The 23,507-nt window shown below is 61.8% G+C and carries 25 protein-coding genes; 19 read left to right on the plus strand and 6 right to left on the minus strand.

All coding sequences use genetic code 11. From position 1 onward, the window contains the following. Window positions 1–428: 428 nt before the first annotated feature. From NKH78_RS07660 to NKH78_RS07680, 5 genes are all read left to right on the plus strand, one after another. Window positions 429–1,589, plus strand: coding sequence for an ABC transporter substrate-binding protein (locus NKH78_RS07660; protein ID WP_502899791.1), 1,161 nt, complete (start codon window positions 429–431; stop codon window positions 1,587–1,589). A 21-nt stretch (window positions 1,590–1,610) separates the two neighbouring features. Continuing rightward, window positions 1,611–2,582 (plus strand): YVTN family beta-propeller repeat protein, encoded by a 972-nt coding sequence (locus NKH78_RS07665; protein WP_352882585.1) that lies wholly within the window; start codon window positions 1,611–1,613, stop codon window positions 2,580–2,582. A gap of 98 nt (window positions 2,583–2,680) precedes the next feature. Next, entirely contained in the window at window positions 2,681–3,469 is a 789-nt protein-coding gene (locus tag NKH78_RS07670) for a lanthanide ABC transporter ATP-binding protein PedB/LutE (protein WP_352507761.1), read from the plus strand. A gap of 11 nt (window positions 3,470–3,480) precedes the next feature. Beyond that, the gene (locus NKH78_RS07675; RefSeq protein ID WP_352690156.1) at window positions 3,481–4,341 is read left to right on the plus strand and encodes a lanthanide ABC transporter permease protein PedC; all 861 of its coding nucleotides are present in this window, start codon (window positions 3,481–3,483) and stop codon (window positions 4,339–4,341) included. Next, complete coding sequence (locus NKH78_RS07680) at window positions 4,341–4,970, plus strand: hypothetical protein (RefSeq protein ID WP_352507760.1); 630 nt, start codon at window positions 4,341–4,343, stop codon at window positions 4,968–4,970. The genes NKH78_RS07675 and NKH78_RS07680 overlap by 1 nt, the downstream gene beginning before the upstream one ends. Before the next feature lie 27 nt (window positions 4,971–4,997). On the opposite strand, the gene NKH78_RS07685 is transcribed toward NKH78_RS07680, so the two are convergent. The 4 genes from NKH78_RS07685 to NKH78_RS07700 all read right to left on the minus strand — a co-directional run bounded on the left by NKH78_RS07685 (window position 4,998) and on the right by NKH78_RS07700 (window position 8,270). Further along, window positions 4,998–5,198, minus strand: a complete 201-nt coding sequence (locus NKH78_RS07685) for a hypothetical protein (protein WP_352507759.1) — start codon at window positions 5,196–5,198, stop codon at window positions 4,998–5,000. A 259-nt stretch (window positions 5,199–5,457) separates the two neighbouring features. Beyond that, window positions 5,458–6,273: an oxidoreductase gene (locus NKH78_RS07690; RefSeq protein ID WP_352507758.1), complete on the minus strand. Its 816-nt coding sequence runs from the start codon at window positions 6,271–6,273 to the stop codon at window positions 5,458–5,460. Window positions 6,274–6,339: 66 nt separating this feature from the next. After that, window positions 6,340–7,644: a beta-ketoacyl-ACP synthase II gene (gene fabF / locus NKH78_RS07695; protein ID WP_352507757.1), complete on the minus strand. Its 1,305-nt coding sequence runs from the start codon at window positions 7,642–7,644 to the stop codon at window positions 6,340–6,342. Between the two features lie 47 nt (window positions 7,645–7,691). Continuing rightward, window positions 7,692–8,270, minus strand: a complete 579-nt coding sequence (locus NKH78_RS07700; RefSeq protein WP_352507770.1) for a TetR/AcrR family transcriptional regulator — start codon at window positions 8,268–8,270, stop codon at window positions 7,692–7,694. Window positions 8,271–8,350: 80 nt separating this feature from the next. On the opposite strand from NKH78_RS07700, the gene NKH78_RS07705 reads away from it, so the two are divergent. Next, window positions 8,351–8,713, plus strand: a complete 363-nt coding sequence (locus tag NKH78_RS07705; RefSeq protein WP_352507756.1) for a hypothetical protein — start codon at window positions 8,351–8,353, stop codon at window positions 8,711–8,713. 128 nt (window positions 8,714–8,841) lie between these two features. Here the strand turns inward: NKH78_RS07705 and NKH78_RS07710 are convergent, their stop codons facing one another. Beyond that, entirely contained in the window at window positions 8,842–9,801 is a 960-nt protein-coding gene (locus NKH78_RS07710) for a LysR family transcriptional regulator (protein WP_352507755.1), read from the minus strand. A 123-nt stretch (window positions 9,802–9,924) separates the two neighbouring features. On the opposite strand from NKH78_RS07710, the gene NKH78_RS07715 reads away from it, so the two are divergent. The 10 genes from NKH78_RS07715 to gph all read left to right on the plus strand — a co-directional run bounded on the left by NKH78_RS07715 (window position 9,925) and on the right by gph (window position 19,898). After that, a complete protein-coding gene (locus NKH78_RS07715; protein ID WP_352507753.1) occupies window positions 9,925–10,971 on the plus strand; it encodes a class 1 fructose-bisphosphatase in 1,047 nt (348 codons plus the stop codon). Window positions 10,972–10,976: 5 nt separating this feature from the next. Beyond that, window positions 10,977–11,849, plus strand: coding sequence for a phosphoribulokinase (locus NKH78_RS07720; RefSeq protein ID WP_352739130.1), 873 nt, complete (start codon window positions 10,977–10,979; stop codon window positions 11,847–11,849). Between the two features lie 10 nt (window positions 11,850–11,859). Further along, the gene (gene tkt / locus NKH78_RS07725; protein WP_352882588.1) at window positions 11,860–13,866 is read left to right on the plus strand and encodes a transketolase; all 2,007 of its coding nucleotides are present in this window, start codon (window positions 11,860–11,862) and stop codon (window positions 13,864–13,866) included. Between the two features lie 10 nt (window positions 13,867–13,876). After that, window positions 13,877–14,956 (plus strand): class II fructose-bisphosphate aldolase, encoded by a 1,080-nt coding sequence (gene fba, locus NKH78_RS07730; RefSeq protein WP_352739126.1) that lies wholly within the window; start codon window positions 13,877–13,879, stop codon window positions 14,954–14,956. A 21-nt stretch (window positions 14,957–14,977) separates the two neighbouring features. Next, window positions 14,978–16,471 carry a ribulose-bisphosphate carboxylase large subunit gene (locus NKH78_RS07735; protein WP_502899784.1) on the plus strand — a complete coding sequence of 498 codons (1,494 nt, stop codon included), beginning with the start codon at window positions 14,978–14,980 and terminating at the stop codon, window positions 16,469–16,471. A gap of 18 nt (window positions 16,472–16,489) precedes the next feature. Beyond that, window positions 16,490–16,924, plus strand: a complete 435-nt coding sequence (locus NKH78_RS07740) for a ribulose bisphosphate carboxylase small subunit (RefSeq protein WP_352692466.1) — start codon at window positions 16,490–16,492, stop codon at window positions 16,922–16,924. 8 nt (window positions 16,925–16,932) lie between these two features. Then, window positions 16,933–17,871 (plus strand): CbbX protein, encoded by a 939-nt coding sequence (cbbX, locus tag NKH78_RS07745; protein WP_352739124.1) that lies wholly within the window; start codon window positions 16,933–16,935, stop codon window positions 17,869–17,871. Between the two features lie 62 nt (window positions 17,872–17,933). Further along, entirely contained in the window at window positions 17,934–18,620 is a 687-nt protein-coding gene (rpe, locus tag NKH78_RS07750; RefSeq protein ID WP_352882592.1) for a ribulose-phosphate 3-epimerase, read from the plus strand. Between the two features lie 22 nt (window positions 18,621–18,642). Further along, window positions 18,643–19,200 (plus strand): thioredoxin family protein, encoded by a 558-nt coding sequence (locus tag NKH78_RS07755; RefSeq protein ID WP_352777405.1) that lies wholly within the window; start codon window positions 18,643–18,645, stop codon window positions 19,198–19,200. After that, complete coding sequence (gene gph, locus NKH78_RS07760) at window positions 19,197–19,898, plus strand: phosphoglycolate phosphatase (protein WP_352777404.1); 702 nt, start codon at window positions 19,197–19,199, stop codon at window positions 19,896–19,898. The genes NKH78_RS07755 and gph overlap by 4 nt, the downstream gene beginning before the upstream one ends. Window positions 19,899–19,961: 63 nt before the next feature. Here gph and NKH78_RS07765 read toward each other — a convergent pair whose 3' ends face one another. Continuing rightward, window positions 19,962–20,342, minus strand: coding sequence for a c-type cytochrome (locus tag NKH78_RS07765; protein WP_352507745.1), 381 nt, complete (start codon window positions 20,340–20,342; stop codon window positions 19,962–19,964). 619 nt (window positions 20,343–20,961) lie between these two features. Here NKH78_RS07765 and NKH78_RS07770 point away from each other — a divergent pair. The 3 genes from NKH78_RS07770 to NKH78_RS07780 are packed head-to-tail and all read left to right on the plus strand — an operon-like array spanning window position 20,962 to window position 23,457. After that, entirely contained in the window at window positions 20,962–21,954 is a 993-nt protein-coding gene (locus NKH78_RS07770) for an ABC transporter substrate-binding protein (RefSeq protein WP_352777402.1), read from the plus strand. After that, window positions 21,951–22,748, plus strand: a complete 798-nt coding sequence (locus NKH78_RS07775) for an ABC transporter permease (protein WP_352777400.1) — start codon at window positions 21,951–21,953, stop codon at window positions 22,746–22,748. Before NKH78_RS07770 ends, NKH78_RS07775 begins: the two co-directional genes overlap by 4 nt. After that, the gene (locus NKH78_RS07780; RefSeq protein WP_352777440.1) at window positions 22,717–23,457 is read left to right on the plus strand and encodes an ABC transporter ATP-binding protein; all 741 of its coding nucleotides are present in this window, start codon (window positions 22,717–22,719) and stop codon (window positions 23,455–23,457) included. Before NKH78_RS07775 ends, NKH78_RS07780 begins: the two co-directional genes overlap by 32 nt. The last annotated feature ends 50 nt before the right edge of the window (window positions 23,458–23,507 follow it).

Consider the following 23,507-nt stretch of genomic DNA (forward strand, 5'->3'; position numbering starts at 1 on the left):
CCATCGCGAGGACCCTCGAGGTCGACCTCCATGATCTCCAGCGGCTTTCCGGCGGCGACGGCAACAGCGGCGCGCGTTTTCATCAGGCAATCCTCCCAAGACAACCCATAGAGTTTCACATTCCGGCATTGCTGCGGATCATCTCGGAGTCGAAGACCGCAACACGCTCATTCACCGCCGTATTCCCACGAAAAGGCATAGGACTAAAGCAGACACGCAAGTCCACTTGCAGGGCTTTGATAAATCTTGTGGGGTCCGCTAAGCTCATTGCGGGCACCTTGAATTCGCGCTGGTCCGGGAACAATCGGACTTTAGTGCAAGAACAGGCAGTTTTATCGATGACGAGCGCGGTGCCAGGCACACTCGCGGCCTTTTTGTACCTATTTTTCCAGACCGCCGACATTGCGGACGTGATGGCCCAGGAAGTGATGGGCAAGCAACCGGTCGCAACCGACAGGCCGGAAAGAAAGATAACCGAAATCAGAATAGGTTATTTGCGGGCCTACGCGCCGCAACTGGCGCTTTCCCTGCTGGACCTGCCGCCACGCGACCAAGGTGTTGCCGGCGCCAATGTGGCGATCGGCGACAACAATACGACAGGAAAGTTCCTCAGCCAGAAATTCAGCCTCGACATAACCGAGATCAAGCCGGACGCCGACGCGGTACAAGCCTTCAACGATCTGATTGCCAAAGGTGACCGCTATGTTGTCGCGGACCTCTCGGCTAGGCAATTGCTGTCGATCGCAGACATCGCCCGCGACAAGGGCGTTCTGGTCTTCAATGTCGGTGCCACCGACGACAGCCTGCGCGAGGAAGACTGCCGCATAAATATTTTCCATATCGCGCCGACGCGAAGCATGCTGGCTGACGCGCTGGCCCAGTATCTCGTGGTAAAGAAATGGCCGAATTGGGTGCTGCTCTACGGTTCGCATGAGCAGGATCATCTCTACGCGGACGCGTTGCGCCGCGCGGCGGCCCGCTTCGGCGGTCAGATCGTCGCCGAGAAGGAGTTCAAAGACACCGGCACGGCGCGCCGCACCGACACCGGCGCCACGCAGATACAGCAGCAGATTTCCGTGTTCACGCAGGATCTGCCGGAGCATGACGTGGTGCTTGTCGCCGATGAGAGCGAGGTGTTCGGAACTTATGTGCCCTACCGCACCTGGACACCGCGGCTGGTCGCCGGCACGGCGGGCCTTGTCGCGTCGTCCTGGCATCCCGCGAGCGAGCAATGGGGCGGCATCCAGATGCAGAGCCGTTTCCTGAGGACGACCGGTCGGCGAATGCTGTCCAAGGACATGTCGGCCTGGACGGCGGTGCGGGTGGTGGGCGAAGCCAGCACGCGGACCAATGGCGACGATCCGAAGAAGATCGGCGACTACATCCGCTCGGACGATTTCTCGGTCGCCGCCTTCAAGGGACAGAAGCTGACCTTCCGCAAGTGGAACCATCAGCTTCGCCAGCCAATCCTGCTCGGCGACACCAAATCCGTCATCTCGACATCGCCACAGGAGGGTTATCTCCACCAAATCTCCGAGCTCGATACGCTCGGTATCGATCAGCCGGAAACGAAATGCGTACTTAAGTAGAACCAATCGGGAGGAATCTTCGTGCAGAGACGAGCTTGCGCACTCGCCATTCTCGCAACCGGCGTCATGGCCAATCCGGCGTGGGCTTACACCGTTTATGTCTCCAACGAGAAAGACAATACGATGACGGTCGTCGACACGGCGACGATGCAAGTGGTGAAGACCGTCGAAGTCGGCCAGAGGCCGCGCGGTATCACCATCTCGCATGACGGCAAGTTCATCTATTTGTGCGCCAGCGATGACGATACGATCGAAATCATCGATAGCGAGACGCTGCAAATTGTGGGCACGCTGCCATCCGGCCCGGATCCCGAACTGTTCGTGCTTTCGCCCGACGGGACCACGCTCTACGTCGCCAACGAGGACGACAATCTCGTCACCGCGATCAACATCGAGAGCAAGCAGGTCATGACCGAGATTCCCGTTGGGGTGGAGCCTGAAGGCATGGCTATCAGTCCCGATGGCAAAACCATGGTCAACACCTCCGAAACCACCAGCATGGCGCATTTTATCGACACCGACAGCCATGAGGTGACCGACAATGTCCTGGTCGACACGCGTCCGCGCTTTGCGCAATTCAAGCCCGACGGATCACAGATCTGGGTCAGCGCCGAAATCGGCGGCACCGTCAGCGTCATCGATAGTCTCAAGCGCGAGGTGGTGAAGAAGATCCAGTTCGCGATTGCGGGACTGCGGCCCGAAACCATCCAGCCGGTGGGCATCGCGATCAGCGCCGACGGCAAGAAAGCCTATGTCGCGCTCGGCCCGGCGAACCACGTCGCCGTCATCAATACCGAAACCTACGAGGTGGAAAAATACATCCTGGTCGGCCAACGCGTCTGGCATCTCGACTTCACCCCCGATCAGAAGACGCTGATCACCACCAACGGCAATTCCAACGACATCACGTTCATTGACACGGCGACGGACGAGCCGGTTCAATCGGTCACGGTGGGCCAGCAGCCTTGGGGCGTGGCCATATCGCCCCACTAGACCGCAGGGATTATCAGGGAGGCCGACATGACAAATCTTTGCCGCGGGGATGTTGCAAGTGCACGAGATAACCAGCGCGCCCCCAAGGAGCCAGCGGCATGCAGCATGTGAGGACAAGCGGAGCTGGAGACGAGGTGGCGGCGCTCGATGTTGCCGGCGTCAGCCATTCCTATGGTGCGAAGCGGGCGCTCAACGATGTCTCATTCTCGATCGCGCCGGGAACTTTCACCGTTCTGCTCGGCCTCAACGGCGCCGGCAAGACAACTTTGTTTTCACTGATCAGCCATCTTTACGGCACCCGCCGCGGATCGATCCGCATCTTCGGCCATGACGTCGGCCGCGCTTCGGGCGAAGCGCTCAAGCGTGTCGGCATCGTGTTCCAGGCACGCACGCTCGACCTCGACCTCAGCGTCCACCAGAACCTCTCCTACCACGCCTCATTGCATGGCATCGGCGGACACCATGCCCGGCAGCGCATTGCCGCGCTGCTGGATACAGTCAACATGCAGGGCCGTCAGCATGACAAGGCACGCAGTCTTTCCGGCGGCCAAATGCGGCGCATCGAGATCGCGCGGGCGCTGCTCCACCGCCCTTCGCTGCTGCTGCTCGACGAGGCGACGGTCGGTCTCGACATCCAGTCGCGTGCGGGCATTCTGGCCACCATCCGCAACCTCGTCGAAACCGAGGGCATCGGCGTGCTGTGGGCGACGCATCTGATCGATGAGGTCGACGACGGCGACCATGTCGTCGTGCTGCGGCAGGGCGACCTGGTGGCCAAGGGTAAGGTGGCCGACGTCGTTGCGACGAGCGGTGCCAGTTCGATCCGCGACGCCTTTTCCAAGCTCAACCGCATCGAAACAAGCGGCATCGCGGAGATGTCGCCGTGAGCGCTCCCGCAATGCCCGCAAAAGTCGCGACCCTCACGCCGGTGAGTTTCGAACAATTTGGGCTCCGTCACTACCTCATTTGCCTCAAAGGGATCGTCGTGCGGGAGTGCCTGCGCTTCCTGCATCAGCGCGAGCGCTTCATATCCTCGCTGGTTCGGCCGCTCGTCTGGCTGTTCATCTTTGCCGCCGGATTCCGGCAGGTGCTCGGCGTATCGATCATCCCGCCCTACAAGACCTACGTGCTCTACGAGGTCTACATCACGCCGGGCCTGTGCGGCATGATTCTGCTGTTTTCGGGCATGCAGTCTTCGCTGTCGATGGTCTATGACCGCGAAATGGGCAACATGCGCACCCTGCTGGTCAGCCCCTTCCCGCGTTGGTTTTTACTGATCTCGAAGATGCTCGCCGGTGTCGCCGTGTCGATCGCGCAGGTTTACGCGTTCCTTATCGTTGCCTGGTTCTGGGGCGTCAAGGCGCCGCCGCTTGGCTATCTCACCGTACTGCCGGCGCTGTTCCTGTCAGGCATGATGCTGTGCGCGCTCGGCATGCTTTTGTCCTCGATGATCAAGCAGCTCGAAAACTTCGCTGGCATCATGAACTTCGTCATCTTTCCCGGCTATTTCGCTTCTCCGGCACTCTATCCCTTGTGGCGTATCCAGGAGGCTAGCCCCCTGCTCTACAAGATCTGCCTCGCCAATCCTTTTACTTACGCCGTCGAACTGATCCGCTTCGCCTTCTACGGCCAGGTTGAGTGGCTGTCGCTAGCCGTCGTTGCCAGCTGCACGCTGCTGTTCCTTGCCGCCGCCATCATCGCCTACGACCCTTCGCGCGGCCTGATGACCCGCAAACAGGACACGGGAGGAAATACCTGATGGCACGAATGAGCCTTGTTCGCGGCCTGGCTCTGGTTGCCATGCTCGCGCCGGGCATCAACGCCATGGCAGCCAACCCCGATCCAGACTGGCCCTGCATGCAGCGCAAGGTGCCGCAACTGTCGCTCGGCCAGATCTGGAACGGACCGGACCTTCCTTCAGCGGCGAAGGACTGGTCGAAGGACCCCACCATCTCCGCCCTGATCGAGGAAGTGGCAGCTCGCCGGATGCCGATTGCGGAAGCTCAAAAGAAGATCAGGGATTTCGCGGCTTCCTTGCCGGCAGAACAGCTTGCACCCAAAATGGCGATGCTGGTGCAAGGCATGTTCGATCACCTGGACGCCGAGCGCTCGCAGGTGATTTCGGGCATTTCCCGCTACGCCCACAAGCAGCTCGAAATGGCCGCCGCGTTGCGCAAGGAAGGGTCCGATGTCGATGCGTTGCGGGCAAAGCCGGATGCAGATCCCGAAGAGATCGATCGGCGAACCGAACAGCTGAAATTCGCAACGCGAATTTTCAATGAACGCGTCCAATCACTGACTTACGTCTGTGAAGTGCCGACGATAATCGAGCAGCGGCTTTATCAATTGTCCAAGGTCGTCTCGGAAACGCTCGGCGCGAAGAAATAGAAGCTCATTCGATCGTCGCGGCGGATATCACGAACCCCGGCCGGGTAGCACGCGCCAGCGCTGCACGAAATAACCGGGATGCGTCTCGATCCACTGAGCGACCAGCGGCTGCGCCTGCATGAACGCGGTCCCGGGATTCATCGCCAGGCCGTCCACCATCTGTTCGCGTTGTTCACAGGTCTGCGGCACAGCCGTCAGGCAGACCATCATAACGAGCGTGTAAAGCATTGCCCCTTGTCCCCATCGAATCCCGAACCCATGCCGGGAGGTTTCCGTGTTACCCACCAGTCTGCAGGGGTCGCACATACAGATCGCTTACGGGTGTGAAGGGAGGTGGCCCCCGCTCTTTCGCGCCGCAACATAACATACCGCTAATCTAACGCCAACGACCGCAGGGCGTTCTCCAGAGCAATCGCGTCAGGTTGCGCCGCGCCAATGCGGTGCCGATGTTTCCAGCGTCGATGATTCCGATTGTTCGTCGATTTCATCAAACCGGGAGCCCGAGTTGCTTTCGCAGGCTTTTGTCGAATGCGGATGCGGGGACGAAACGGCGCAGGAAACTGACCTGGCGCGCCATTTTTCCAGCCGCATAGCGCCCCTTCGGAGCGGGATCGGTCGCAGCCGCTAAAACGGTCCTGGCCACCACTTCCGGCGCATCGCCTTTTTCCATCGCTTTGCGCACAGCTGCATTCATGCCGGCGCGCGCAGAGTCGTAGATATCGAGCAACTGATCCGGCCTGGCGAGATTTTCTTCAAATGAGGTGCGGGTATACGCGGGCTCCACCAACACGACGCGAATTCCGAAAGGACGCAGTTCGTGGTCGAGCGATTCGGAGTAGCCCTCAACGGCATGCTTGGTCGACGAATAAAGCGCGAAATAGGGAGCTGGAATGAACCCCTGCACCGAGCTCAAATTGACGATTCTGCCCTTGCCTTGGCGGCGCATTGTCGGCAACACCGCTTTGGTTACTCGCATAACGCCAAAGACGTTCACGTCAAACAGCGACTTGGCTTGGGCCACCGAGGACTCCTCCGCGCCACCAAGCAGGCCAACACCGGCATTATTGACAAGCAGGTCGATGCGCCCGGTCTCGGCCAGCACGTCCTGGACAAGTTTCGCCACGGACGTGTCATCGGTCACGTCACAGGCCAGCATGGTAACGCCATCGGATCGGTCGACGACCGCGCGACGGCTGGTTCCGAACACGCGAAAGCCCGCGTTCTGCAGGGCTTTGGCCGTTGTGTGCCCGATGCCGCTGGATGTCCCGGTCACCAGGGCGACGCCTAGATTGGTCCTGTTCATGAAGATCACATCTCTCTTCGTGTTTGCATTGCGGGGGAGAAGCGCGAAAGGTCGGAGCGAAAGGCGTCAATCATGAGCGCCTCCGGTGCTCGCGCCGGCCAGATCATCCGTCCAGCGCCGGAACAGCGCGCTGGCATTAACGCCTCCGAAGCCGAAGCCATTGGAGATTGCGTAGTCCATCGCCATCGGCCGGGCCTGGTTTGCGACGAAGTCGATCCCGTCGCCGGCCGGATCGGGAGCGCTCAGATTGAGGCTCGGCGGTGCCATCTGATCCCTGAGCGCCAGGATTGCGAAGATAGCTCCGAGCCCGCCAGCGGCTCCGAGCAGGTGTCCGGTCGCCGATTTCGTAGCACTGACAGCTATCGCGAAATCGCGCCCGAACACCCTCTTGATCGCTTCGATCTCACCCAGGTCGCCCACCGGCGTGGAGGTCGCATGGGCATTGAGATGACGAACCTCGCGGGGCGAAATCCCTGCTTGGGCGATTGCGATCTCCATGGCCCGGCGCGCACCGTCGCCGTCCTCGGGACCGGAGGTGACGTGATGAGCATCCGCCGTCGTGCCGTAGCCGACAAGCTCGGCCAGCGGTCTTGCGCCGCGCGCCAGCGCGTGGCTCAATTCCTCGATGACCAGCATGCCGGCTCCTTCGCCCATGACGAAGCCGTCCCGCGACTTGTCGAACGGTCTGGAGGCTTGAGCCGGCGCCCAATTGAAGCCGGTTGAAAGAGAGCGTGCGGCAGCAAACCCACCGAGACTGACGATATTCATGCATGCTTCCGTTCCACCGCACACGGCGATATCGGCCTCGTTTGCCCGGATGAGACGAGCCGCATCGCCGATCGCCTGGATGCCGGCCGCGCACGCCGTCACCGGTGCACCGAGCGGGCCTTTGAAGCCATGGCGGATCGAGATGTGGCCCGCCGCGAGGTTTACCAGGAAGGACGGCACCGTAAACGGCGAGAGGCGGCGGACGCCGCGCAGGTCCACCGTGCGCACCGCCTCGGTTATGGCAGGGAACCCGCCGATGCCGGACGCGATGATAATGGCCGTGCGCAAGCGATCCGCTTCCAAGACGGGCGTCCATCTTGCTTGGGCGAGTGCCTCTTCGGCAGCCGCGAGCCCGAAGATGATGAACCGGTCTACCTTGCGCTGGTCCTTCGCAGCCAGGACGGTATTCGGATCAAAGCCGGCTTCGGGGTCTTCTTCCAGGGAGGGAACCACCCCTCCGATCTTCGCCGGGAGGTCTCCCACCACATCGTCCGGAAGCCTGCGGATACCCGAGCGACCGGCCAGGAGGCGCGACCAGGACGCTTCGACATCGGCAGCAAGGGGCGTGACCGCTCCCATGCCTGTGACAACAATCCGTCGCATCTATTTTCCTATCAATTTGGGTGCGCCGCCAGCGCTGCGCACGCCGTTCAAGCACCGGCTGCTTCGCGAACCTGTTCTGTCGCCGCATCCAGAAATGCCTGCGCGAGGTCGGGGTCGTTGACGACGCGCGAAAGGAGCACCGCACCGACCATTGTCGAGAGAATGGCCATGGCCTTGTCGCCGGGCCGCTCGCCGTCGGCCTCGCCAACCCAACTACCAAACATCTCAAGATATTCCCTGATCCCGGCTTCGAACGACGCTCTCACGTCCACGCCCTGTCTGGCGGCATCCGAACCGAGCGCCACGATCGGGCAGCCGTCCATCCTTTCTTCGCGATGGTCCATGCTGAGGTAGAACGCGATCACCGCGCCAAGCGGATCCTCGGGTTTTGCCGTAATCGCGGCCGACCATCGGTGGGTGGCGCTCTCCATCGCCCGTTTGGACGCCTGCGCCGCCAGGTCCTCCTTTGACGCGAACTGCTTGTAAAAAGCGCCTTGGGTCAGCCCGGCACCCTTCATCAGATCCTTAAGGCCAATGCCGTCAAAACCGCGCTCCCGAAAAAGGCGGCTTGCCACATTGATAACGGTTTCGCGGTTTTCCGCGGCCTGGGTACGACTTACGCGCATCGTTAGCTTCCTTTTTGGATTGCATTCGTAATCTATAAATCGTATAGAGGTCGAATGCAATCTAAAAAAGGAGATATGAGATGATCCGCAAAAACCTGAGCGCATCGCTCCTGGCCGCGCTGTTTCTTGCGACCCCGGCTTTTGCCGAGGAGGCCACCATCGGACGCCCGATCGAGGGCGGCAGCCTGCACGAGGGTCACCTTGACATGGTGGTCTACTACGTCCCGGTCGACGGCGACCTCTTGGAGGTCACCGCCACCTTCGCGCCGAAGACCGGGGGCGATCCGCTGCGCGTCGTAATGGGTCTCGCCGACGACGACTCCGTGGCCTTTTCCATGCCGGGTCACCAGGGCTCGCTCTACGCGTTCTCAAGGTCCGGCGAGCAGGTGACGGTCTCGACCGAGACGAACAGGCGTCTGCGAGCCGACGCGACAATGCGCTGAGCCGACGTGTAGCCGCAACCTGCGTGCTACTGGCCGTTGGCTCTCGCGTCCGCGCGGCTCGCCACACGGTGCCTCGATCACGCTATCGAATAAGTTTGGGGGCAAGCGTTTTGCCTGCACCCCGCGCCCTAACTCGCGCGACCTCCAGTGTTCGGTTCCTCGTGCGGATAGAGCTTGCCGAACAGGGGCAGGTACATCGCGCCCTTGCGCATCAGAAAATCGTGGAAGGTCGCCATCGCCGGCGAAATCGCGTGATCGCTGCGCATCACCGAAAACCATTGCCGGCGGATCGGCATGCCGACAACGTCGAGGATAACCAGCCGGCCGGCTTCGGTTTCGGCAGCGATGGTGTGGGCAGAGATGAACGCGATGCCGAGCCCGGCCATCACCGCCTGCTTGATGGTCTCGTTAGAGTCCATCTCGACGCCGAGATCGTCGATGCGGCCGGGCACGTCGCTCAGGAATATTTCCAGTGAGATGCGCGTTCCGGAGCCGGGCTCGCGAATGAGGAAATGCTCCTCGGCGATCCGCTCCTTGGAAATGTCGCGTGCCGACGCCAGCGGGTGGTCGGGCGGTGCGATGATGACCAGCGGGTGATCGCCGAAGACCGAAGCACGCACCGGGATTTCCTTGGCCGGGCGTCCCATCAGCGCGATATCGATGTCGTGGTTCTTCAGATTGTCAATCGTCTCGGCGCGGTTGCCGATGGCAAGGCGCATGTCGATATCGGGATGTTCCTTCATGAAGGCGGCCATCAGCCGCGGCGCGAAATATTTGGCCGTGGAAACGACCCCGAGCCGCAAGCTGCCGGCGCGCACGCCCTTGATCGCATCCATCTTGTCTTCGAGCAGACGAAGCCGCTCCTCGATGGCCTGTGCCGTCTCCACGAAGGCCAGACCTGCGGCAGTGGGACGCATGCCGTCCGATGTCCGGTCGAACAAGGCCAGTTGGAACTCCTCCTCCACCTGCCGCAACTGGATCGTCACCGCTGGAGGAGACAGGCCTAAGACCTTGGCCGCGCTGACGATTTTTCCGTGGCTGATGATTGCCTGAACGGTCTTGAATTGCTTAAGCGTGAGGTTTCTCATATGGCATACTAAAATTTTTTTATTGCCTTAGTAAAGTTATTGAATTTTACTTATCCAGCGTCCTTTGTTCTCTTTTCCCAATCCGGCCGACCCGAGGAGAGGCGGCTGGATCGGGAGGTTACGATGCCAGCGGCAACGCTCGACGCTTTTCTGAACTCCTATCTTGGCGAGCCGGACGAACTGCGCTCCGCGGTCGTAGCGACCATCCGTCAGCTGACGCAGGCGGCCACCACGATCCGCAACACCATCAATCAAGGGGTGCTCGGCACGGCCTTTGCCGGAACCCGCGGCGCCAATGCTGACGGCGACATCCAGAAGGATCTCGATGTCTTTGCCGATGACATCTTCCTCGACGCCATGCGCCACGCTCCGGTCGCGCTCTACGCCTCCGAGGAACTGGAGCAGCCGGTGCTGCTAGACAGGCAAGCGGCTCTTGCCATCGCCATCGACCCGCTCGACGGCTCATCCAACATCGACACCAACGTGTCGATCGGAACGGTCTTCTCGCTCCTCCCTGCAATTGGTGAGCCGGATAGGAATCCGGCCGCCTCATTTTTGCAGGCAGGCGTGAACCAGCTGGGCGCCGGTTTCTTCATCTACGGCCCGCAGCTGGCGCTGGTTCTGTCGCTCGGCAGCGGCACCCATGTCTTCCTTCTCTCGACCCGGCTCGGCACCTTCGTCCAGGCCTACGAGAGCCGGATCATCCCGCAGCGAACCCAGGAGTTCGCCATCAACGCCGCCAACTACCGGCATTGGGACGAGGCGGTGCGGCTCTACATCGACGACTGCCTTGAAGGCACCGAAGGCCCACGCGAGAAGGACTTCAACATGCGCTGGATCGCCTCCCTGGTCGCGGACTGCTACCGCATATTGATGCGCGGGGGCGTATTCCTGTATCCGGGCGACAAGCGCAAGACTTACCGCCAGGGGCGACTGCGCCTCGTCTATGAGGCAAACCCGATCGCCTATCTCGTCGAACAGGCGGGCGGTGCCGCCACCGATACGATCACCCGCATCCTCGAAATCGAACCAGAGAACCTTCACCAGCGCGTGCCCATGGTTTTCGGATCCGCGCGCGAAGTCGCGCGCATCACCCGCTACCACACCGAGCCGAGCGCCATCGGCGAACGCGCGCCGCTGTTCAGCCGCCGCGGCCTTTTCAGGGCCTGAAGACCATGTCGGCAAAGCACCCCATCATTACCATCACCGGGTCGTCGGGCGCAGGCACCACCTCTGTCAAGCGCATCTTCGAACTGATCTTCCGGCGCGAGAACATCGGGGCCGCCTTCATCGAAGGCGATGCTTTCCATCGCTACGACCGCGCCACGATGAAGGCGAAGGTGGCCGAGGAGGAAAAGGTGGGCAATCCGAACTTCACCCACTTCCATGCCGAGGCCAATGAATTGGCAATCCTCGAAGAGGTATTCGAGGAATATGGCCGGCGGGGAACCGGAAAGACCCGCACCTACATTCATGACGAGGACGAGGAGAAGCAGTACGGCACGCCGCCGGGACATTTCACCGAATGGCGCCAGTTTCCTCCGAGCGACCTGCTCTTCTACGAGGGCCTGCACGGCTGCGTCGTCACCGACAAGATCAACCTGGCCAGACACGCTGACCTTAGGATCGGCGTGGTGCCGGTCATAAATCTGGAATGGATCCAGAAGATCCACCGCGACCGCGCAACGCGCGGCTATTCCACAGAGGCGGTGATGGACGTGATTCTGCGGCGCATGCCGGACTATGTCCGCTACATCGTCCCGCAGTTTTCGCAGACCGCCATCAACTTCCAGCGCGTGCCGATCGTCGACACGTCCAATCCATTCATCGCGCGCTGGATTCCGACACCCGACGAATCGATGCTGGTCATCCGCTTCGCCAATCCCCGCGGCATCGATTTCCCCTACCTGCTTTCGATGATCCACGACTCGTTCATGTCGCGGCCGAATTCCATAGTGGTGCCCGGCAACAAGCTCGACCTTGCCATGCAGCTGATCCTGACGCCGCTCATCCTGCAATTGATCGAACGCAAGAACCGTGTGTCGTGAGGAGGACGCCATGAACAGCCAGGCAGCAGCACTGAAGCCCGTCGCCGCCGTCTCGGAACGGGACATGGCCAACGCCATTCGCGCACTGGCGATGGACAGCGTCCAAAAGGCCAATTCCGGTCATCCGGGCATGCCAATGGGCATGGCCGATGTCGCGACGGTGCTGTTCAGCCGCTTCATCAACATCGATCCGTCGGCCCCCAACTGGCCCGATCGCGACCGCTTCGTGCTTTCGGCCGGGCATGGCTCGATGCTGCAATATGCGCTGCATTACCTGCTCGGCTACGAGGACATGCCGATCGAGGAGTTGCAGCGGTTTCGCCAGTTGGGCAGCCGCACCGCCGGACATCCGGAATATGGCCATGCGCTCGGCATCGAGACGACGACCGGTCCGCTTGGACAAGGCATTTCGACCGCGGTCGGCATGGCGCTGGCGGAGCGCATGCTTGCTGTCCGCCACGGCGCCGATCTCGTCGACCATTTCACCTACGTGATCGCCGGCGACGGCTGCCTGCAGGAAGGCATCAGCCACGAGGCGATCGATCTTGCCGGTCACCTGAAGCTCTCGCGGCTGATCGTCTTCTGGGACGACAATGCGATCTCGATCGACGGGCCGACTTCGCTGTCGACATCGATGGACCAGCCGGCACGGTTCAAAGCCGCTGGATGGCATGTCCAGTCGGTGAACGGCCACGACACCGACTCTGTTGCGGCGGCAATCGAAGCGGCGCAGCAATCGGACCAGCCGTCTCTGATCGCCTGCCGCACGGTGATCGGCAAGGGGGCGCCCAACCTGGGCGGTTCGGAAAAGACGCATGGCGCGCCGCTTGGCGTTGCGGAGATCGCCGCGACGCGCGAGAACATCGGCTGGGCCTACGCGCCGTTCGAGGTGCCGGACGAAATCCTTTTCGCCTGGCGCGAGATCGCCAGCCGCGGTCAAGCGGTGCGGCGCGCCTGGGAGCAGCGGCTTGCCGCCTCGCCGCAGCGTGGGGCCTTCGAGATCGCGGTCGCTGGCGCCCTGCCCGAGGCGGTCTTCGAAGCGCTCAGTGTTTTCCGCAAGGAGCATGTCGAAAAGGCGACCAAGGTTGCGACGCGAAAAGCCTCGGAAATGGCGCTCGCTGCAATCAACTCCGGAACGGAACTGACCGTCGGCGGCTCTGCCGATCTGACGCATTCGAACCTGACGATCACCAAGGGCATGGGTCGCATCGCGCCGGGCGACTACGCCGGCCGTTACATCCACTATGGAATCCGCGAGCACGGCATGGCCGCAGCCATGAACGGCATCGCACTGCATGGCGGCTTCGTGCCTTATGGCGGCACGTTCCTGTGCTTTGCCGACTATGCGCGCGGCGCGATGCGGCTCTCGGCGCTGATGGGCCAGCGCGTCATCTATGTGATGACGCATGATTCCATTGGTCTCGGCGAGGACGGCCCGACCCACCAGCCGATCGAGCACCTGGCAATGCTGCGGGCGACGCCAAACCTCAACGTCTTCCGTCCGGCCGACATCATCGAAACGGCGGAATGCTGGGAACTGGCACTGAGAAGCGAGGACCGGCCAAGCGTGCTGGTGCTCTCGCGCCAGAACCTGCCGATGCTGCGCCAACGGCACGGCGACGAGAACCGGTCGAGTCGTGGCGCCTACATCCTGCGCGAGCCAGCCCGGCACCGCGCCGTGACGCTGATCGCCACCGGCTCGGAGGTCGAGATCGCTATTGCCGCCGCCGAACGGCTGGAGACCGAGCACGGCGTCGCCGCTGCGGTCGTCTCGATGCCGTGCTGGGAGCTGTTTGAGGAACAGGATGCGGACTACCGCAAGGGCGTCCTCGGTCTGGCGCCGCGCATCGCCATCGAAGCCGCAGCACGGCTCGGCTGGGACCGCTGGATCGGCGACACCGGCGCTTTTGTCGGCATGGCTGGTTTCGGCGCCAGCGCCCCTGCCCCGGATCTCTACCGGCATTTCGACATCACGCCCGAAGCCGTCGCGGCAGCGGCGCTGAAGCTCATCATCTAGGAGGACGACCATGGCCCGCATCACCCTTCGCCAGCTTCTCGACCATGCCGCCGAGCATGGCTACGGGGTGCCGGCATTCAACATCAACAACATGGAACAGGGCCTCGCCATCATGGAGGCGGCCAGGGCCTGCGACGCGCCGGTCATCGTCCAGGCCTCGCGCGGCGCCCGCTCTTATGCCAATGACATCATGCTGGCCAAGATGATGGAGGCTTTGACCGAAATCCATCCGGCCATTCCGCTCTGCATCCATCAGGATCACGGCAACAACGAAGCCACCTGCCTGTCGGCGATCCGCCACGGCTTCACGTCGGTGATGATGGACGGGTCATTGATGGCGGACGCCAAGACGCCGGCGAGCTACGACTACAACGTCGCCATCACCGAACGTGTCGCACGTATGGCGCATTGGGTCGGCGCTTCAGTCGAAGGCGAGCTCGGCGTGCTCGGCTCGCTGGAAACCGGCCAGGGCGAGGCCGAGGACGGCCACGGCGCCGAAGGTGCGCTTTCCCATGACCAGCTTTTGACCGATCCCGACCAGGCGGTCGACTTCGTGACCGCCACCCGGGTCGACGCGCTGGCGATTGCCTGCGGTACCTCACACGGTGCCTATAAATTCAGCCGCAAGCCTGACGGCGGCATCCTGGCCATGCAGGTGATCGAGGCGATCCACGAAAAGCTGCCCAACACACATCTGGTCATGCACGGGTCTTCCTCCGTGCCGCAGGAACTGCAGGACATCATCAACAACTATGGCGGCGAGATGCCCCAGACCTTTGGGGTCCCGGTCGAGGAAATCGAGCGCGGCATCCGCTACGGCGTGCGCAAGGTCAACATCGACACCGATTGCCGAATGGCCATGGCCGGGCAGTTCCGCCGCGTCGCGACCGAGGACCCGCGCGAATTCGATCCGCGTAAATTCCTGAAACCCGCCATGGACGCGCTGCGCGACCTTTGCCGCGATCGCTTCGAACGCTTCGGCACCGCAGGCCACGCGTCGAAGATCAAGGTAATCTCCATAGATGAGATGGCGAAACGTTACGCCGCAGGAAAGCTCGACCCGCATATCGCAACCGCGAAAGCCGCCTGAGCGGTAAACAGGAGACCTGTCATGAACAAGATCGAGATGCCGTCAGCAGGCACGCTCAAGGAAGGCAGCGAACGCTACAGGTCGGGCGTCATCCCCTACAAGAAGATGGGCTATTGGGAGCCGGACTACCGACCCAAGGAGACCGACCTGATCGCCATGTTTCGGATCACGCCGCAGCCCGGCGTCGACCACGAGGAGGCGGCCGCCGCCGTCGCCGGCGAATCCTCTACCGCGACATGGACCGTGGTGTGGACCGACAGGCTGACCGCCTGCGAGCTCTACCGCGCCAAGGCGTTCAAATCCGAGCCGGTGCCGAACACAGGTCCAGGCACCAGAATCGAGCAGCAGTACTTCGCCTATATCGCTTACGACCTCGACCTGTTCGAGCCAGGCTCAATCGCCAACCTGACTGCATCGATCATCGGCAACGTGTTCGGCTTCAAGGCAGTCAAGGCCTTGCGGCTCGAGGACATGCGCATTCCGGTGGCTTACCTCAAAACCTTCCAGGGCCCGGCGACCGGCATCGTGGTGGAACGCGAGCGGCTCGACAAGTTCGGCCGGCCGTTGCTCGGCGCGACGACGAAGCCGAAGCTTGGCCTGTCAGGCCGCAACTACGGCCGCGTCGTCTACGAGGCGCTGAAGGGTGGCCTTGACTTCGTCAAAGACGACGAGAACATCAACTCGCAGCCTTTCATGCACTGGCGCGACCGCTTCCTCTACTGCATGGAGGCAGTGAACAAGGCGTCAGCCGCCACCGGCGAAGTCAAGGGCCATTATCTCAACGTCACCGCCGGCACGATGGAGGAGATGTACGAGCGCGCCGAATTCGCAAAACAGCTTGGCTCCTGCATCGTCATGATCGACCTCGTCATTGGTTACACGGCGATCCAGTCGATGGCCAAGTGGGCACGCCGTAACGACATGATCCTGCACCTGCACCGGGCCGGCAACTCGACCTATTCGCGCCAGAAGAATCACGGCATGAATTTTCGCGTCATCTGCAAATGGATGCGGATGGCCGGCGTCGATCACATCCATGCCGGCACGGTGGTCGGCAAGCTGGAAGGCGACCCGCTGATGATCAAGGGGTTTTATGACACGCTGCGCGAGGAGCGCACGCCGCAGAACCTCGAAACCGGGCTGTTCTTCGATCAGGACTGGGCCTCGCTCAACAAGGTGATGCCCGTCGCCTCGGGCGGCATCCATGCCGGCCAGATGCACCAGTTGATCCATTATCTCGGCGAGGATGTCATCCTGCAGTTCGGCGGCGGCACGATCGGCCATCCGGACGGCATCCAGGCCGGGGCGACGGCCAATCGCGTCGCGCTGGAGGCGATGATCCTCGCCCGCAACGAGGGCCGCGACTATCTGCGCGAAGGGACCAAGATCCTCGAACAGGCGGCCAGATGGTGCACGCCGCTCAAGGCGGCCCTGGAGACGTGGAAGGACGTCACCTTCAACTACGAATCGACCGACACGGCCGATTTTGTGCCGACCGCAATGCCGAGCTTCTAGACGAAAGGAACCGTCGCCATGATGACCAATCCGGGAAACAAGGTCACGCAGGGACAGTTTTCGTTCCTGCCCGAGCTAACCGATGAGCAGATTTCGGCGCAGATCAAATACGCGCTGAAAAACCACTGGGCGGTCAGCGTCGAATACACGGACGATCCGCATCCGCGAAACACCTATTGGGAAATGTACGGCAACCCGATGTTCGACCTGAGGGACCCGGCGGGCATCCTGCTTGAAGTCAACAATTGCCGGAAAGCCATGCCCAAAATGTATGTACGGGTCACTGCCTTCGATTCGACTAAGGGCTGGGAAGCGCCGCGCATGTCATTCATCGTCAACCGGCCACCCAATGAACCCGGCTTCCGGCTGCTGCGCCAGGAGCGTGACGGCCGCAGCCAGGGCTATTCGATCGTGCCTTATGCGACCGACAGGCCCGAAGGCGAGCGGAGCTAGGCGAAACCATGCTGGACGCGATAGCAGAGCGCGCTGCCGCGCAGGGCGAATCGGTTGATCTGCAGGCCGAGTTCGAGGCATCCAACATCGACGAGGTGATGGATAAGCTCGACCGCGAACTCGTTGGCCTAAAACCCATCAAGACCCGCATCCGCGAGATCGCGGCGCTGCTTCTGGTCGACCGGCTTCGCCGCAAGTTCGGCCTGACCTCGGGCGCGCCGACGCTGCACATGAACTTTACGGGCAATCCCGGTACCGGAAAGACCACCGTGGCGCTCAGAATGGCAGACATCCTGCATCGTCTCGGCTATGTCCGCGAAGGGCACATGGTCGCGGTGACGCGCGACGATCTCGTCGGCCAATATGTGGGCCACACCGCGCCCAAAACCCGCGAAGTGATCAAGCGGGCCATGGGCGGGGTGCTTTTCATCGACGAGGCCTACTATCTCTACAAGCCGGAAAACGAGCGCGACTACGGTCAGGAATCGATCGAAATCCTGCTGCAGTGCATGGAAAACAACCGTGACGATCTGGTTGTGATTCTTGCAGGCTACAAGGACAAGATGGACCGCTTCTTCGACAGCAATCCCGGTATGCGCTCGCGCATTGCCCATCACCTCGATTTTCCCGACTACGGCGTCAGCGAACTCAAATCGATCGCCGAGATCATGCTGGCGGAACAGAATTACCGTCTCAGCGAAGCGGCGGCCAAGGCGCTCGAAGAGTATCTCCCGATCCGCATGCGGCTGCCGCATTTCTCCAACGCCCGCTCGGTCCGCAATGGGCTCGACCGGGCGCGGCTTCGCCAGGCTAACCGGCTTTTCGCGTCGCGCGACCGGGCGTTGACGAAAACCGATCTTATCACCATCGAGGAATCCGATATTCGTGGCAGCCGCGTATTCGCGGAAGGTAAGCTCGAAGGTGAACCGGAGACGAAGGCGCGCTGACAAGATGACGGCAGTTGGTGTGCAGTGACCGGAAACGGACGACAGAGCGGGAGCCGACGACCATGGGTACCAAGACAATCATCGCGCCCTCGGTGCTTTCCGCGGACTTCTCGCGGCTCGGCGACGAGGTTGAAGCGGTCGTCCGGGCGGGTGCCGACTGGATCCATCTCGACGTGATGGATGGCCATTTCGTGCCCAACATCACGTTCGGTCCGCCGGTGGTCAAGGCGATCCGTGATCGAACGGACAAGATCTTCGACTGCCACCTGATGATCGCCCCGGCCGACGCCTATCTCGCCGCCTTCGCTGATGCCGGCTGCGACATCATCACGGTGCACGCCGAGGCCGGGCCGCATCTCGACCGTTCGCTGCAGGCAATCAGGAATCTCGGCAAGAAGGCCGGCGTGTCGCTGAACCCGTCAACGCCGGAAAGCGTGATCGAATATGTGCTTGACCGGCTCGATCTTGTGCTTCTGATGACGGTCAATCCGGGATTCGGCGGCCAGGCATTCATTTCGGCTGTCGTCGACAAGGTCAGGCGGGTCAAGGCGCTGATCGGCCAACGTCCGATCGACATCGAGATCGACGGCGGCGTCACGCCCGAGAGCGCTCCGCTGGTCACCGCGGCCGGCGCCAATGTGCTGGTCGCCGGCTCGGCCATCTTCAAGGGTGGCACCGAGGCTACCTATCGTGCCAATATCGGCGCCATCAGGCAGGCGGCCGACGGGGCGCTCCAGAAAGCCGCGTAGAACCATCTCATCGGAGGGCAACATGGGGGCAATCCCACCTGTCTGTGATTTCGGCTGGCAAGCCGTCGATTTCGTTTTGCCCGGCGTCGACGGCAAATCGCATTCCATCTTCAGCCACGCCGGCCCGAACGGCTTGGTGGTGGCATTCATCTGCAACCACTGCCCCTATGTGGGGGCGGTGATTCCGCGCATGGTGCGCGATGCCAACGACCTCAAGGCAGAAGGCATCGGCTTTGTCGCGATCAACTCCAACGATGCCGACGCCTACCCTGATGATTCCTTCGACAACATGAAATTTTTCGCCAGGACGAACGGCTTCACTTTCCCCTACCTCCACGACGAGCACCAGAGGGTGGCGCGTGCCTACGGAGCCGTTTGCACTCCGGATTTCTTCGGGCTCAACAATGAGTTGACGCTGCAATATCGCGGCCGGCTTGACGCGTCGCGACGCGACGTTGGACCGCCTGGGCTCAGGCGCGATCTGTTCGAGGCGATGAAGCAGGTTGCCCGAACCGGCGACGGACCGCTGGACCAGATCGCTTCGATCGGCTGTTCGATCAAGTGGAAGGATGCTGCATGAACGTCGGCGCAGGCAGGCCGTTTCGATCGCCCAAGGCGATCCTGTTCGATCTCGACGGTACGCTGGTCGATTCGGCGCCTGATATAACGGCGGCCGTCAACGAATTGCTTGCCGGCCGCGATCTGCCGCCGCTGCGCCTGGATCAGGTCAAGGCCATGATCGGCGGCGGCATCAGGAAACTGGTCGAACGAGCCTTCGCGACTTCCGGCACGCCGCTCCTCGGCAGCGCGTTCGAAGAGGCCAACCGCGACATGGCGCCGATCTATCGCAGGCATCTGACCGGCCGCACGAGGCTGATGCCTGGCGTAAGGGAGGTTCTCACGCACTTGCATTTGAGCGGAATAGCCATGGGCGTGGTGACCAACAAGCCGCAGTTGGCGGCTCGCGAAATCCTGCTGCATTTTGGGCTGACGGACTATCTCGGCGCGATCGTCGGCGGAGACGCGGTGACATACTTGAAGCCGGCGCCAGATGCGCTGTTGCTGGCGCTCGACCAGCTTCAGGTCGAACCTCGTGACACGCTGATGGTCGGAGACAGCAGCGCCGACGTGGCCGCCGCCCGCGCGGCCGGCATGGCAGTCATTCTGCTGCGTGGCGGATACAGCCAAATTCCCGTTGAAGAGCTTGGCGCCGACCTCGTTTGCGACAGCCTGTTCGATCTGCCGTCCGCGATGCAGACGCTGCAAGACGCTGCGTGAGCCCAAGCGCAAAGCCCAGGCCAACGCCGGCCGGGCGCAGTCCAAATGGCCGGCGGTACCGCGTTATTTGGAGAATTGCTTCAGGTAGGCAATGACATTGGCGATGTCCTCGTCTTTCTTGAGGCCGACAAACGCCATCTTCGTTCCTTTGACCATCGCCTTGGGATCGCGAAGGTAGGTCGTCAGTGTGGCTTCGTCCCATTTGACGCCCGACTTGCCGGCCTCGGTCATGGCCTTGGAATAGCTGAACCCCGGATGCGTCCCGGCCGTTCGGCCGATGACGCCGTTCAACGACGGACCGACCTTGTTCTGGTCCTTGTCTGCGACGTGGCAGACCTTGCATTTGGCGAAGACCTTCTCACCCGCCGCCGCATCCTGGGCCTGAGACTGGGTAGTGACAAAGGTGGCAACGGACACGGCGGTGAAAAACGCGACTGCGCGCATGGCATTTCCTCATTGGTCGTGTGAGTGCCCTGGATAATTTACGCGTGTCGATGCCTTGGCCGCCGGCATCCATTTTTGTGCGGGAGAGCGAACTATTCTCCTTCCTCCCCGGACTGGCAGCACCTGCACGCCTCGAAAAGCTAGACTGCCGATGAAGGAAGTCAATCGTACAAAGGTCCTGTTTCGTTTCCCGACTGCGCGAAAGGGAAGTGCGTAGCGACACGCGGTTCACATCATTGACGCCTATTGGCCGAACGCGTAGCCTCACTCCAACCGGTTTGCTGTTTGGGCACCTTCAGGAATCCGCTGCAACTTCAAAGGACGAACTCTGGAGAGTTCGCCGCGCAGGCGACGCTAAGTGCCAAATGGACATGGTCGATCTCATATTAACGGTGTGCCTTAGCGCCAATCCGGGCAATTGCCGAGATGAGCATCTCTATTTCGAGAGCCGCGGCTCTCTGTTCCAATGCATGTTCCTGGCTCCCGCCGAGATCGCAAAATGGTCTCAGGAACATCCGAGGCTCAAGGTCGTGCGCTGGAAATGTGCCTTTCCGAGCAAGGAACGAGCGATCTGATCGGCATTCCTGGTTCGTCGACGGCCCTGAAAGGGAGAGACGCCATGATGATTTCGCGGCGCGCGACGCTGCGCTTGGCTGCTGTGGGGACAGCCGCCATCCTCGCCTCGAAGCCGGTTGCCGTCTTTGCCGCCGCTAAGGTCCGAATTGGTGTCCTGAAGTTCGGCACCGTGAGCTGGGAACTCGACACGCTGAAACGCCACAAGCTCGACGAGGCCAACGGGATCGATCTGGAAATTGTCTACTTCGCCGGGGAGGATGCGACCAACGTCGCGCTGCTCGCCGGCGCGATCGACATGATCGTGACCGACTGGCTGTGGGTCTCGCGCCAGCGCTCCGAGGGCGGCGACCTTACATTGGCCCCTTATTCGACCGCCGTGGGGGCAATCATGGTGAAGGAGGAATCGCCGATCCGGACGGTCGCCGACCTCAAGGAAAAGAAAATCGGTGTCGCCGGCGGGCCGCTCGACAAGAGCTGGCTACTGGTCCAGGCGCTGGCCAGACGCGATCACGGCGTCGACCTGCCGGCAGCCTGTGACGTCGTCTTTGGCGCGCCGCCGCTGATTTCTGAAAAGGCGATGCAGGGCGAACTCGATGCAGTACTCAATTTCTGGCATTTCTGCGCCCGGCTCGAGGCCAACGGCTTTCGTCGGTTGATCGGCGCCGATGATGCGGCGAAAGCGCTTGGTGCCTCGGGCCCCGTATCGGCGCTCGGCTACGTCTTCCACGACCAATGGGCGAACGACAATCCGGATGCCGCCCGAGGCTTCGTCAACGCCTCCAAGCAAGCCAAGGAGTTGCTGGCCAGATCGGATGATGAATGGCTGCGCCTGGCGCCGCTCATTCACGCAGAAGGCAAGGAGCTGGAAAAACTGCGCGACCGCTATCGCCAGGGCATCCCCAGACGGCCGGTCGCCGAAGAAGCGGGCGATGCGGGCAAACTCTATCACGTGCTGGCCGCGATAGGTGGCGAGAAGCTGGTTGGCAGGGCGCCCGAGATGGCGCCCGGCACGTTCTGGCCGGAACTCGCGAAATGACTCCAACGGAAGACAAGTCGGGTCGATCCGCCTTTGCGACGGCGCTGACACCAGCGCTGACGGTAACGGTTTCCCTGCTGGGACTTTGCCTGCTGTGGAGCCTCGCGGCCAATCTGTGGCAAAGCCGTGCTTTCCCCCCACCAGGGCAGGTCTGGCAGGTGCTGCTTAGGGAAGCGGCGAGCGGCGACCTTTTTTATCACCTAGGCGCGACGCTCGGACGGGTTGCCGCGGCGTATGTCGTCGCAATGGTTATCGGCTCGGTCATCGGCGTCATCCTCGGCAGCTACCGCAGTGCGGACCGGTTCTTCAGTCCGTGGGTGGTCCTGTTTCTCAACATTCCCGCGCTGGTGGTCATCGTGCTCGCCTATATTTGGTTCGGCCTCAACGAGGCGGCGGCGATTGGCGCAGTTGCCGTGAACAAGATCCCGAACGTCGTGGTGACGATGCGTGAAGGCGCCAGAGCGTTTGATCCGCGTTATGGCGAAATGGCCGCCGTCTACCGCTTCGGCCCACTCGAGCGCATCCGCCATGTCCTGCTGCCGCAACTGCAGCCCTATTTTGCCGCTGCCTCGCGGTCCGGCATCGCCCTCATCTGGAAGATCGTCCTGGTGGTGGAACTGCTCGGCCGTTCCAATGGTGTCGGCTTCCAGATCTATCTCTATTTTCAGCTCTTCGACGTCGCCGCCATCCTTGCCTACACGCTGGCTTTCGTGGCGGTGATGCTTGTCATCGAACTTCTCCTGGTGCAGCCCATTGAACGACATGCAACCCGTTGGCGCGGTCGTCCCGCTTAGGGTCGACATCGCGGAAAAGACTTTCAGGTCCGCGCAAGGCGTCTCGATCATGGCGCTTCAGGGTCTGTCCTTCGAGGTCCGGCAGGGCGAATTCGCTTGTCTGCTCGGGCCGTCGGGCTGCGGCAAGACCACGACGTTGCGCATCCTGCTTGGACTGGACAAAGACTTTTCCGGCTCTTTCCAACTGCCGCAAGGCGGCTCGAACCGCATCGCCGCCGTGTTCCAGGAGCCGGTTTTGCTGCCGTGGCGGACCGTAGAGCAGAATGTCAGGCTGGCGCTGCCGAAAAGCCTAAGAGCGAAGAGTCTCGACGAGCTGTTTGACATACTCGGACTCGCCGGCATGCGCTCGCTCTATCCGGCGGAGCTTTCGCTCGGCCTTGCGCGCAGGGCAGCGCTTGCCAGGGCCTTCGCCGCCGAACCGGCGGTGCTTTTCCTGGACGAACCCTTTGCCTCCCTCGACGAACAGACCGCCGAGCGGCTTCGGCGCCTGCTTTTGACCGTGTGGTCGGCGCGGCCCACGACCGCCTTGATGGTAACGCACAATCTGCGCGAGGCACTGATGCTGTCGGACCGCATCATCGTGCTTGCGCAGCGCCCAGCCCATGTGCTCGGCATGTTCGACGTAGGCTTTCCGCGGCAACATCGCAACCCACAGGTGATGAGCGACCTTTTGCTGTCGTTCCACCAAAAATTTCCGGGCGCGGCCTGATCGCCTTACGGCTCGAATGCGGATTGCAAGGTATTTCGCAGCCAATGGCC

It is taken from the genome of Mesorhizobium sp. M0910 (genome assembly GCF_040319465.1).
Lineage (GTDB): Bacteria > Pseudomonadota > Alphaproteobacteria > Rhizobiales > Rhizobiaceae > Mesorhizobium.